This window comes from Aquimarina atlantica (genome assembly GCF_000626715.1).
In the GTDB taxonomy this organism is placed as follows: domain Bacteria; phylum Bacteroidota; class Bacteroidia; order Flavobacteriales; family Flavobacteriaceae; genus Aquimarina; species Aquimarina atlantica.
On sequence record NZ_AQRA01000003.1, the window covers coordinates 296,185 to 308,464 of the forward strand.

A 12,280-nucleotide genomic window follows, 5' to 3' on the forward strand; every position below is an offset into this window, starting at 1 on the left:
GTTACTAGATTTTGAGTTTAGCGTTCTTGTCAGGAGTGTAATTGTACTCTTTATTAAAAAACCTCGAATTGTATCTTTTACAATTCGAGGTTTTTTTACTTTTATTATAGCGTATATTTATATAAGTTACTATTGTAATAGCTGAATCGGTTCTGCTTTAACCCTCTTATATTCTGTATAATATGGTTCGTCTGGATTATTGCTAGGAACTATAGCGGTTACATTCATAGTTAATAGTGTTGATTTTGGTATTGGTTTAGAAAAAACCTGAGTATAACCTGGGGTAGAAGAACCATGACCAACGGTCTCAGGGGAAATAAATCCAGTGATTTCTCCACTCTCATTAAATGTAAAATTAATGATCACCTCTGTATCTATACCAACAGTGTTTCCTAAAAATGCGCCTAATCTATTGGATGCAAGAGATAATGAAAATTTTTCAACTGCTGCCGAAGAATGAGTAATGTCCGGGATTGTCCAAGAAAGAGTTACGCTACGTTTTGTAATATTACTTACTTTAAAATCAAAATCCGATATTAAAATCTTTTTAGGGGTTTTTACAGAAAAGTTCTTGATCTTTAATTTAGCTTCATTACCTTGATCTTTTGCTACAATTTTTATAGAATAAGTAGTGTTTTCTTTTAAAGAATTAATGCTAAAGTAATGTCCAGCAGCAGAAAAAGTATGATTTTCTTTAATTTTTACTCCATCTACAAAAATGTCATATCTATAATCAGCATATGTTGATGATGAACCGATATACCAACCAAATCTAATTCTATCTTCATCGATATTGCTGTAATATATTCTAAAATCATCATCAGATTTTTGTATTGAATATCTAAACTTTTTGTCAGCTACCCAGGATTGTTTTGTAAAATTATATACATAGGAAGTTCTTAAGGAATTGATTCCTGAATTTGGCAAGGCAATATATCGACCACTAGAAACACTCGATATGTATGTAAAATTAATACCTTCATGTTGAAGATTATATTTTTCAGTATCTCCAGTATTGGGATTTCCATATATGGTATTTCCTGTTTTTTCATAATAATACCCATCAATAGCTGCCCAAGTAATTATAGTTTCTGATTTTACTTGTGCTAATGTTGATACTGATCTTGTTTTACTTTCTAGTTTATCAAAAGCTATGGGTGTTGGTTCTAATATAGATTTTTCAATAGAATCCTCTTGAAACTCTTCTTTCTCACAAGAAGTAAAAAAAACAGTAGTTAATGCTATGGATAGCGTTGCTATTTTTTTGATTGTAGTCATACTTTTAAGATGTTTTATGTTAATATTATATGTTATATTTTATGGCGAAACTATAGCGTTATACCAAAAAGAATTACCCTGTTTTCAGTGAAAGGTTTCTTCTAAAAAAGAATTCATTTCATATTTTTTTATTACTCTAATAATCAGTATCTTATAATGGTCTAATCAATACTCATTTTGTCATGCCAACAATAAAATCATTAAACAAATGGGCTAATGCACATACGTATTATCCGTTAGATTTGTTAAGAATTGCATTAGGAGTTTTCTTATTTATAAAAGGAATAAATTTTATTAGTAATAGCCAGATTCTGGTAGATCTTATTAAGCCTGTTCAGAATCTTGCAGGTGCTATGATCATAATTCATTATGTAGCTCCGGCACATTTAATAGGAGGTTTACTTATTTCTTTTGGATTGCTTACTCGATGGTCGGTTACAGCACAGCTTCCATTATTAGTTGGGGCCGTTCTTATCAATTTTGTGGGAGAGATGAATGTGGCAAACCTTGTTATTGCCAGTATAATTTTGTTATTATGTGTATTTTTCTTGTTCTACGGTTCGGGGAAACATTCTGTAGATTATTATCTAAAAATGCAGCAATGAAGCTAAAAACAAAATAAGGAATGGTAGTGCATTTCGAAAATAAAAAACCCGCTCATTGAGCGGGTTTTTATTTTTTACCATCCCGATAAGCGAGATTTTCCGCTGTTGTTGGGAATGTCTAAGTATATAGTATCTATTTTTTTTGAAGCATAAACACTACTTTTGTATTTAGAAGCTCTTTTTTTATTCTTTTCGATTTGCTTTCTTATTTTTTTCCACTTCTTTTCACTATAAATAGTAGTATTTTTTGATTGCTCAGCTACATTTTTATTCGCCTCTACCGAATTAGCAGTGTAAGAGAGATTGTGTTTTTGTAACGTATTATTGGTAATCGTAATAGATTTGAAATCAGTTGTATTGCTTTGCCCTATCGATGAATACGATATACATAGTAATAGTACTGTAGTCATAGCAATTTTTATTTTCATTTTTTTAGATTTTGGGGGGTTAGTCATCATAAGTATAAAATTGAAGTTATTTATATAGGTTTAAATAAGATTAGTTTTTATGATCTAGGTATTAAATAAATACTTGATCTTCAGTTACTAAGATAGTTATACTAATTCAATTCTGGCTACGGAAAAACCGCAATATAGTACAGGGATTTTTCCCCTAAAAGGCACTGAGAGGTACTATGATTACTCGTATTTTTTTCTAAATATTAATCAAAAAAATATTTTATTTTTTCCTTGTAAAAAAACATAAAATAGTGAGGTAATCAAGTGATAATAAGGGATAAAAGCTATTTTGAAATATCGAATAAAAAAACTGATTTTCTTGAAAATAATGCTTTTTTCAAGAAAATCAGCCTGTTTTTTATTTCACAAAATGGTGAAAAACGTCAAATGCTGGACAAAAAAGAAATAACTATTAAATTAATTAAAGTGAAATAAGTTATTTTCTTTTAGCATATTTTAGGCCTAATTTTATAAGTCTACCATCCCGATAAGCGAGATTGACCACTACCTATATTATAAGCTGGAATATTTACATATACAGTATCCATAACCTTTGAAGCATAGATACTATGTTTTGCATTAGAAGCTCTTCTTTTATTTTTTTTGAGTTGTTTTTTAATTTTTCGCCACTCTTTTTTACTATAAAAATCCTTATCCTTCATTTTTATAGGAGCATGTATCACCAAACGATCTGTCATAGCAATTTCATCGGTGCGATATTGCTCCTCCTGAATTTGATTATCAATAGACTTTACAGAAGTCAGATCATTTTCAAAATCCTGGCCAAAAGACATACCAAACACTAATAAAAAAGCGATTTGTAATGCAAATTTTAATTTCATTTCCCTAAATTTAAATGTATCAATTAATAGTGGTACACTAAAACTATAAAAAACATATCGAAATTATTTTCCCTCCAAAATAGATATGTTCATGTACCTCATTATATTAACGGGATAAATGTAATGATAATACTTGATTTCGTAATACGGTAAAACCTCATTTTTTCAGGGCTTCACCTAATTTTTCGACGAATAACTATAAAACCGGATAAAAACTAGATATTAAAAGCTTTTTTAACAGCTTCTACATAGTCAAGTTTCTCCCAGGTAAATAGCTCTACTTCCTTTTCGATTTTACCAGAATATGGACTTTCAAAAACCTTAGTAATGGTTTGAGGTTCTTTACCCATATGGCCATAAGCAGCTGTTTCCTGGTAAATAGGATTACGTAGTTTAAGACGTTTTTCGATAGCAGCCGGACGCATATCAAAGATTTTTCCTACTGTTTCTGCAATTTCACCATCGGTTAATCCAAGAGAGCTACTTCCGTAAGTATCTACAAAAATAGAGGTAGGTTCGACAACACCAATTGCATAAGATACCTGTACTAATACTTCATTCGCTACTCCTGCAGCTACAAGATTTTTAGCAATATGTCTCGATGCATATGCAGCAGAACGATCTACTTTACTTGGATCTTTACCCGAAAAAGCACCTCCACCGTGAGCACCTTTACCACCATAGGTGTCGACTATAATTTTTCTTCCGGTAAGACCGGTATCTCCATGAGGACCTCCAATCACAAATTTTCCGGTTGGGTTAATGTGATAAGTGATCTGATCATTAAATAATTGTTGAACATAATCGGGTAATTGAGCAATTACTCTAGGCATTAAAATAGAAATGATATCACTTTTTATTTTATTTAGCATTACATCATCATTGCTATCAAAATCATCATGCTGTGTAGAAACTACAATCGCAACAATACGTTGAGGTACATTATCATCACTATATTCGATAGTTACCTGACTTTTAGAATCAGGACGCAAATAAGGGATTTCTATACCTTCACGTCTTAGCTTGGCCAATTCAATTAATATTTTATGAGAAATATCAAGAGCCAAAGGCATGTAATTAGCAGTTTCTTTGGTAGCATACCCAAACATCATTCCTTGGTCACCAGCACCTTGCTCTTCTTTATTTTCACGATCAACCCCTTGATTTATATCTTGTGATTGTTCATGAATAAGAGAGATTACTCCACAAGAATCACCACTAAATTGGTATGCACCTTTAGTGTAACCAATTGTATTGATGACATCTCTTGCTATATGTTGTACATCGAGATATGTTTTTGATTTTACTTCTCCGGCGAGTACTACCTGACCGGTAGTTACAAGCGTTTCGCAGGCTACTTTAGAGTCAGCATCAAAAGCTAAAAAGTTATCTAATAATGCATCACTTATCTGATCTGCTACTTTATCCGGGTGTCCTTCAGATACACTTTCTGAAGTAAATAAATATGCCATTCTTTATTGTTTTATGAGAAAATACTTAGACGTAATTGCAATGTGAAGCTTTCGACAGAACATCTTAAATCGAACTGCTTTAGCATTTTTTATACTGTAACAAAAATTATTTCAGTATTTGGGTTGCAATCAGTCAAATCTTTCCCCGAAAATATTTTGGCAAAGGTAAAAAAAATGATAATACTTAAAAGCATTTAACGTATCATTAATTTTCTTTATTGAAGATTATTTTTAAGAGGGCAATTTTATTAAAATAATTTTCGAAAGAAAATGATTTGATTAAAAAATAATTACTAGATTTGTCCCCGAAGTTTCTTATACATATTAGTAAGTTATTAAGAAAGGTGGAGGGAATAGACCCTGTGAAACCTTAGCAACCCTTTGATTTATTAAAGAAGGTGCTAAATTCTATCCCGATTAATCGGGAGAAGATAACTCGATACAATTATCATTTCAGTAATTGTTTTTCCTTTCTTTTTAATTTTCTATTTACATACACTATAAATCAAGTGTTTGATGTATTTGAATTTTGTTTAAAATTTAAAATAGAAAATTATGAGTACACAAAAATTTGCAACAGGAGCTTTGCATGCAGGCCATGATGTGTCTGCCAATGGTGGAACAAGAGCAGTGCCCATTTATCAAACAACATCGTATGTTTTTAACAATGCTGATCATGCTGCCAATCTATTTAATTTATCAGAAACAGGATTTATTTATACAAGGTTAAATAATCCAACAAATGATATCCTGGAGCAACGCCTTGCAGCATTAGAAGGAGGTATTGCAGCAGTAGTAACGTCATCGGGTACGGCAGCAATCAATACAACTTTGCTAACCTTATTAAAAACAGGTGATCACATAGTAGCATCGAGTAGTTTGTATGGTGGGACATACAACTTGCTAAATGTTACATTACCTAGATTTGGTATTACAACAACTTTTGTAGATCCTTCAAATCCAAATAATTTTAAAGATGCTGTACAAGAGAATACACGTGCATTTTTTGTAGAATCATTAGGAAACCCGAAGCTGGATGTTTTAGACTTAAAAGCAATTTCGTCTGAAGCCAAAACCTATAAAGTTCCTCTAATAGTCGATAACACAGTAGCCACACCAGCATTACTTAACCCTATTGAGTATGGCGCTAATATTGTAATTCATTCCCTTACAAAATATATTAGTGGTAATGGTACATCTTTGGGAGGAGCAATTATCGATGCAGGGACTTTTGATTGGTCTAGTGGTAAGTTTCCTGAATTTACAGAACCTTCACCAGGATATCACGGACTAGTATATCACGATGTATTAGGACCAGCAGCGTTTATAGCAAAAGCAAGAATAGAAGGATTACGGGATCATGGAGCTGCACTAAGCCCATTTAATGCATTTCAGATTTTGCAAGGTTTAGAAACCTTAGAAATTAGAATAAAAAAACATAGCGAAAATGCATTACAACTTGCTAAATGGTTAGAAAATCAAGAAGAGGTAAGTTGGGTAAAATATCCGGGACTCCAAAATGATACATACCATGAACTAGCTAAAGAATACTTGCCAAAAGGGCAAAGCGGAATCGTCACTTTTGGGGTAAAAGGTGGTTTTGACTCGGCTAAAACAGTAGCAGATGAAACCAAAATCTTCTCATTGCTGGCGAATATAGGAGATTCTAAATCTTTAATCATACACCCTGCCAGTACCACGCACCAACAACTAGACGCTGAGCAGCAAGAATCTACCGGAGTAACTCAGGACTTGATACGGTTATCGGTTGGACTCGAAGATATTGAAGATTTAAAAGAAGATTTAAAAGAAGCTTTTAATAAAGTAAAAGTCAAAATCTAATAGACCCAAAAATCGGTATCCTTTTTTAAAAGGATTTATAATAATGAGGGAGTATCAAAATGACCTCAAAGAAATTATAAATAATGCTTCAAGAATTAGACATCTTAAACTACACTACGATAAAGGGAAGATCTATTGATCAGATTCATCTCACATACGAAGTATTTGGGAAACCCCTTTATACGGCACCAATTGTTTTAGTTAACCATGCTCTTACTGGCAATTCTGCTGTATGTGGAGAGCATGGTTGGTGGAATGGCCTGATAGGGAAAGATAAGTGCATTGATACCAATAGATATACCGTTCTGTCTTTTAATATCCCTGGAAATGGATATGATGGAAAAGAAGAAAACTTAATTGAAGAGTATAAAATATTTAATGCACGAGATATTGCAGCAATTTTCTCTGAAGGGCTAAAACTATTGAAAATTGATAAGCTACATGCTGTAATCGGAGGATCTGTTGGTGGTGGTATTGCATGGGAATTAGCAGCTCTTAATCCCAGTTTGATTACCCATTTAATCCCAGTAGCTACAGATTGGAAATCTACAGATTGGTTAAAAGCCAATTGTTTGGTACAAGAACAGATTTTATTGAATTCTAAAGACCCTGTTCATGATGCCAGATTACATGCTATGTTGATCTATAGATCACCAGAATCATTTAAGCAAAAATTTAACCGTACTTATAATGATGAAAAAGACATGTATAATATAGAAAGTTGGTTGTTGTATCACGGAGAAAAACTAGACGGTAGATTTGCACTTTCTGCCTACAAGGAACTAAATCATATCCTGGCAAATATCGATATAACCAAAGGACGAGGAGATTTTGATGAAGTAGTCGCATCAATCCAATCCAATATTCATATCATCAGTGTAGATTCTGATATATTTTTTACAGCGGAAGAAGATAGGGCTACATTTAAAAAGCTGAAAAGAGTAAAACAAAATGTTACTCACAAAATAATTAACTCGGTTCATGGTCATGATGCCTTTTTAATAGAATTTGAACAATTGAATGCATTATTGAAAGATGTGTTTTAAAGAAAAAGAAAAAATGAAAGTTTTAAAATTTGGAGGAAAATCACTTGCGAACGGAAAAGGAATTCATGCAGTGATAGATATAATTGAAGATAAGGTTAAAAATGGTGAAAAGATTACCGTTGTCCTTTCTGCTCGTGGTAATACAACCGATGAGCTTGAAGAAATTCTTGAAAAAGCCGTTAAAGGAAAAAAATACCAATCACAGCTAGAAGCACTTAAAAAGTATCAAATTGCAGATTTTAATAATGCCGATTTTACTCAGGAATTCGAAACATTAGATAAACTTTTTGAAGGAGTCTCACTTTTAGGCGATTATAGTAAGAGAATAAAAGATCAAGTACTATCACAAGGCGAAGTTATTTCGGCCAAATTGGTAACGCAAATCCTTAAAGAGAAAAACATCAAAGCTAATTTTACCGATAGTAGAACTCTTATCATCACAGATGCCCAATTTGGAGATGCCCAGCCTCTCGATAAGCTATCCAAAGAAAATGTAATTAATCATTTTCAAACATATAATGGGGCTACAGTAAATATAGTCACAGGTTTTATAGCATCTAATACCAAAAATGAAACGACTACTTTAGGAAGAAACGGAAGTAATTATACAGCATCATTGCTAGCAAATTATCTAGAAGCAGAAGAATTACAAAGTTTTACTCATGTAAACGGGATCTATACGGCAAACCCAGACTTAGTTCCTGATGCTATAAAAATTGAAAAACTATCATTTACAGAAGCTAATGAATTAGCATATTTTGGAGCTAATATTTTACATGCAAAAACAATAATCCCATTAATAGAAAAGAATATCCCGCTTAGGATTTTAAATACTTTTGATCATAAAAATAAAGGAACTTTAATTACATCAGAAGCAAGTGAAAAAGGAATCAAATCTCTTTCTGTTTTAGAGAATGTGGCTCTAGTCAATCTCGAAGGAAGAGGGCTTTTGGGAAAAGTAGGAGTAGATGCAAGAATATTTAAGGCACTGGCTCATAAAAACATTAGTGTTAGTATTATTTCACAAGGTTCATCAGAACGAGGGATAGGTTTTGTTGTCGAAGCCGATAAAGCAAAAGAAGCTAAATCTATATTAGAGCAAGAATTCGAATCAGATTTTTATAAACGTGATGTTAGTGGTATTTCGATAGAAAAAGATGTCTCTGTGATTTCTATTATTGGTCAGGATCTAAGTACATTTCATAAGCCATATAATGCACTGATTAAGAATCAGGTAATTCCATTATTGTTTAATAATACAGTTACAGGAAAGAATGTGAGTTTGGTAGTGCGAAAAGAACAATTACATCGTGCTTTAAATGTGATTCATGGTGAGATTTTCGAAATTTCTAAAAAAATCAATATAGCCATATTTGGCCATGGATTAGTAGGAGGCACGTTGATAGATCAAATCTTAAAATCTTCAGAACAGATCGAAAAACGAAAAAAGATCAACCTCAATATTTTTGCAGTAGCAAATTCTAGAAAAGTGCTCTTAAATAAAAACGGGGTAGCGCAAAACTGGAAAAATGCTATCGGCGAAAAAGGAATTACTTATACAGTAGAAGATGTGATTCGATTTGCAGATGATCATCATTTAGAAAATCTGATAGCTATTGATAATACAGCCAGCCAGGGGTTTACAGAAAATTATATCAATTTGGTAGAACATGGTTTTGATTTAGTTTCTTCTAATAAAGTAGCCAATACATTAAGTTTCGATTTTTATAAGAAATTAAGGGCTAAACTAGATGAAAATCAAAAACAATACCTGTACGAAACTAATGTAGGGGCTGGATTGCCATTAATTGATACAATTAAATTATTGCATTTGTCGGGAGAGAATATAACCCGAATCAAAGGAGTTTTCTCTGGATCATTAAGTTATTTGTTTAATACTTTTTCTGTAGAAGAACGACCGTTTAGTGAAGTGTTACAAGAAGCAATTGATAAAGGATTTACCGAGCCTGATCCTAGAGAAGACCTCTGTGGTAATGATGTAGGCCGAAAATTATTAATTCTGGCAAGAGAATTGGATTTAAGTAACGAATTTGAAGATATTAATATTCATAATCTAATTCCTGAAGAACTAAGAGCTGGAGAAGCAAAAGAATTTTTAGGAAGGTTAAAAGAGCTGGATGTTGTTTATAAAAAAGTTAAAGAAGAGCAAAAACCTGATCATGTATTGCGATATATTGGTGATCTTTGGGGTGATTTGTCACAAGAGAAAGGAAATTTGGATGTTAAATTAGTTTCGGTACCTCAAAGTAGTGCGTTAGGGCAGGTAAAAGGTTCCGACTCTATATTCGAGATTTATACAGAATCTTATGGCGATCAACCTATCGTAATTCAGGGAGCTGGCGCCGGAGCAGCCGTAACAGCAAGAGGAGTATTTGGAGATGTCTTACGATTAGCAGAAAAAGGATGAAATAATAATTGCGTTAGGGATTGAAGCGACATCCTTTTATAATCCTGTTAGCCTAGAATAGTATCGAAAGGCTTTTAGATTATAAAAGGTATAGCTGAAAGCCCGACCTCTAATTAATTAGGGGAACGCCCAAAACAATATACAATGAAAATACAACTAAAAAGAATAGACAACGATTATCATTTCGAGTTAAAAAATGAAAGAGGGCATGTAACCTATATAGATAGTACTGCCAAAGTTGGAGGACATGATCAGGCACCAAGCCCAATGGAATATGTATTGATGGGAGTAGCTGGATGTAGTGCAATTGATATAATTTCTATTTTGAAGAAACAACGACAGGAAATTACAGACTATAGAGCAGAAGTAGATGGTGCTCGCGAAGAAATTGATGGAGCAAAACCATTTAAAAAAATTACAGTGACCGTTTATCTCGAAGGGGATATTACTTCAGAAAAAGCACAGAGGGCGGCAGAATTGTCATTTGAGAAATATTGTTCGGTATCCAAAACATTAGAACCTACGGCTACAATAGAGTACAAGGTAGTGGTTAATAATAAAGAAGTATGAGTCTTAAAAGTTTAAATTTTGAAACACAAGCGGTAAGAACGCAAACTGATAAAACACAGTTTTTAGAGCATTCTACACCGATGTATTTAACTTCGGGCTTTGTTTTTGAAGATGCCGAAGAGATGAGAGCCTCTTTTGCAGAAGAAAAAGAACGAAATCTATATAGCCGTTTTAGCAATCCTAATACAACAGAATTTGTAGATAAGATTTGCAAATTAGAAGGAGCAGAAGATGGGTATGCATTTGCGACCGGTATGGCAGCCGTGTTTTCTACATTTGCTGCGTTATTAGATGCTGGCGATCATATTATTTCGGCTCGATCTGTATTTGGTTCTACCCATACTTTATTTACCAAATATTTACCAAAATGGAATATCGAAACTAGTTATTTTAGAGTAGATGAGGTGGATAAAATAGAAAGTTTGATCCTGCCCAATACAAAAATTATATATGCCGAATCCCCAACAAATCCAGGAGTAGATGTTTTAGATTTAGAATTGTTGGGTGCGATCGCAAAAGAACACAACCTGCTTTTGGTTATTGATAATTGTTTTGCGACCCCTTATTTGCAAAATCCAATTAAGTTTGGTGCAGATTTAGTAATTCATTCTGCAACTAAATTAATTGATGGTCAGGGAAGAGTTCTGGGAGGAGTGACTGTTGGTAAAAAAGAACTGATAAGAGAAATTTACCTTTTTTCGCGTAATACGGGTCCATCACTGTCACCTTTTAATGCATGGATATTGTCTAAAAGTTTAGAAACCTTGGCAGTTCGGGTAGACCGTCACTGTGAGAATGCGCTAAAGCTAGCAGAGTTTTTAGAATCACATCCTAAAATAAACTGGGTGAAATATCCATTCTTGAAATCTCACCCACAATATGAAGTTGCTAAAAAGCAAATGAAAATGGGAGGTAATGTTGTTGCTTTTGAAGTAAAAGGAGGGGTACAAGGAGGTAAAACTTTTTTTAATAGTGTACAAATGTGTTCTCTATCTGCTAACCTTGGTGATACCAGAACCATAATTACGCATCCTGCTTCAACAACACATAGCAAGTTAGCTGATGAAGATAAGCTTGTTGTTGGGATTACAGATGGAATGGTACGTTGTTCTGTGGGGTTAGAGCATATTGATGATGTTATATCAGATATTGAACAAGCGTTAGAAAAAATATAGAAGCTATAAAACTTCTTATCAGTATTGATATAAAAAATGAAAAATGCTCTGAAAATCAATTTTCAGAGCATTTTTTGATGAAAATTAATTAATTTTTACGGTTATATAAAATGGCAACGCCCGTTCGACATGCATGTCCCTGCATCACAAAATAAACGTACTCCACCTCTCCAGGTACAGCATTGATATCCATTTTGATAACAACCAAAACCTCTTCCTCTCGAACCAGAGATTGAACTTTGTTCGGTTTTACTTAATAAGGAAACTCCTTCTAAATTTAAAATTTTTTTCATAATATAATTTGTTTTAAGAATACACACAATATCCATTTGGTAGGCATTGTCCTGCACCACATAGGCTTCCATTACCGGTTTCTCTACAGCACTGATTTCCGTTTTGAAAACACGGAGTCCCGCTGCGCGAACCCAAAATTTGACTTTGATCATTTTTACTTAATAAGGAAACTCCTCCTAAGTTTAAAATTTTTTTCATAATGTAATTTGTTTTAAGAATGAATAGAATTACATATTTGTGTTGGGGTACTATTGGTTAAATAGGTAATTC

General features: G+C 33.1%; 12 protein-coding genes and 1 riboswitch. Of the genes, 6 read left to right on the plus strand and 6 right to left on the minus strand.

Annotated elements, in window-relative coordinates:
- Window positions 1-129: 129 nt before the first annotated feature.
- Window positions 130-1,278, minus strand: a complete 1,149-nt coding sequence (locus tag ATO12_RS07920; RefSeq protein WP_034241029.1) for a hypothetical protein — start codon at window positions 1,276-1,278, stop codon at window positions 130-132.
- Window positions 1,279-1,460: 182 nt separating this feature from the next.
- Here ATO12_RS07920 and ATO12_RS07925 point away from each other — a divergent pair, with 182 nt between their 5' ends.
- Window positions 1,461-1,883, plus strand: a complete 423-nt coding sequence (locus tag ATO12_RS07925; protein ID WP_034241038.1) for a DoxX family protein — start codon at window positions 1,461-1,463, stop codon at window positions 1,881-1,883.
- A 74-nt stretch (window positions 1,884-1,957) separates the two neighbouring features.
- On the opposite strand, the gene ATO12_RS07930 is transcribed toward ATO12_RS07925, so the two are convergent.
- The 3 genes from ATO12_RS07930 to metK all read right to left on the minus strand — a co-directional run bounded on the left by ATO12_RS07930 (window position 1,958) and on the right by metK (window position 4,655).
- Window positions 1,958-2,311 (minus strand): hypothetical protein, encoded by a 354-nt coding sequence (locus ATO12_RS07930; protein WP_131248792.1) that lies wholly within the window; start codon window positions 2,309-2,311, stop codon window positions 1,958-1,960.
- 506 nt (window positions 2,312-2,817) lie between these two features.
- Entirely contained in the window at window positions 2,818-3,183 is a 366-nt protein-coding gene (locus tag ATO12_RS07935; RefSeq protein WP_034241045.1) for a hypothetical protein, read from the minus strand.
- 215 nt (window positions 3,184-3,398) lie between these two features.
- A complete protein-coding gene (gene metK, locus ATO12_RS07940; RefSeq protein ID WP_034241046.1) occupies window positions 3,399-4,655 on the minus strand; it encodes a methionine adenosyltransferase in 1,257 nt (418 codons plus the stop codon).
- Window positions 4,656-4,984: 329 nt separating this feature from the next.
- Window positions 4,985-5,093, plus strand: a riboswitch (SAM riboswitch).
- A 117-nt stretch (window positions 5,094-5,210) separates the two neighbouring features.
- On the opposite strand from metK, the gene ATO12_RS07945 reads away from it, so the two are divergent.
- From ATO12_RS07945 to ATO12_RS07965, 5 genes are all read left to right on the plus strand, one after another.
- Entirely contained in the window at window positions 5,211-6,497 is a 1,287-nt protein-coding gene (locus tag ATO12_RS07945; RefSeq protein ID WP_034241048.1) for an O-acetylhomoserine aminocarboxypropyltransferase/cysteine synthase family protein, read from the plus strand.
- Between the two features lie 83 nt (window positions 6,498-6,580).
- A complete protein-coding gene (locus tag ATO12_RS07950; RefSeq protein ID WP_034241050.1) occupies window positions 6,581-7,543 on the plus strand; it encodes an alpha/beta fold hydrolase in 963 nt (320 codons plus the stop codon).
- Between the two features lie 13 nt (window positions 7,544-7,556).
- Window positions 7,557-9,971: a bifunctional aspartate kinase/homoserine dehydrogenase I gene (thrA, locus tag ATO12_RS07955; RefSeq protein WP_034241352.1), complete on the plus strand. Its 2,415-nt coding sequence runs from the start codon at window positions 7,557-7,559 to the stop codon at window positions 9,969-9,971.
- A gap of 144 nt (window positions 9,972-10,115) precedes the next feature.
- Window positions 10,116-10,541, plus strand: coding sequence for an OsmC family protein (locus tag ATO12_RS07960; protein WP_034241053.1), 426 nt, complete (start codon window positions 10,116-10,118; stop codon window positions 10,539-10,541).
- Window positions 10,538-11,716, plus strand: coding sequence for a trans-sulfuration enzyme family protein (locus ATO12_RS07965; protein ID WP_034241055.1), 1,179 nt, complete (start codon window positions 10,538-10,540; stop codon window positions 11,714-11,716). Before ATO12_RS07960 ends, ATO12_RS07965 begins: the two co-directional genes overlap by 4 nt.
- Window positions 11,717-11,817: 101 nt before the next feature.
- On the opposite strand, the gene ATO12_RS25780 is transcribed toward ATO12_RS07965, so the two are convergent.
- Together ATO12_RS25780 and ATO12_RS25785 are read right to left on the minus strand one after the other, a co-directional pair.
- Window positions 11,818-12,009, minus strand: coding sequence for a hypothetical protein (locus tag ATO12_RS25780; protein WP_131248793.1), 192 nt, complete (start codon window positions 12,007-12,009; stop codon window positions 11,818-11,820).
- A 13-nt stretch (window positions 12,010-12,022) separates the two neighbouring features.
- Complete coding sequence (locus ATO12_RS25785) at window positions 12,023-12,208, minus strand: hypothetical protein (protein ID WP_131248794.1); 186 nt, start codon at window positions 12,206-12,208, stop codon at window positions 12,023-12,025.
- Window positions 12,209-12,280: the final 72 nt, after the last annotated feature.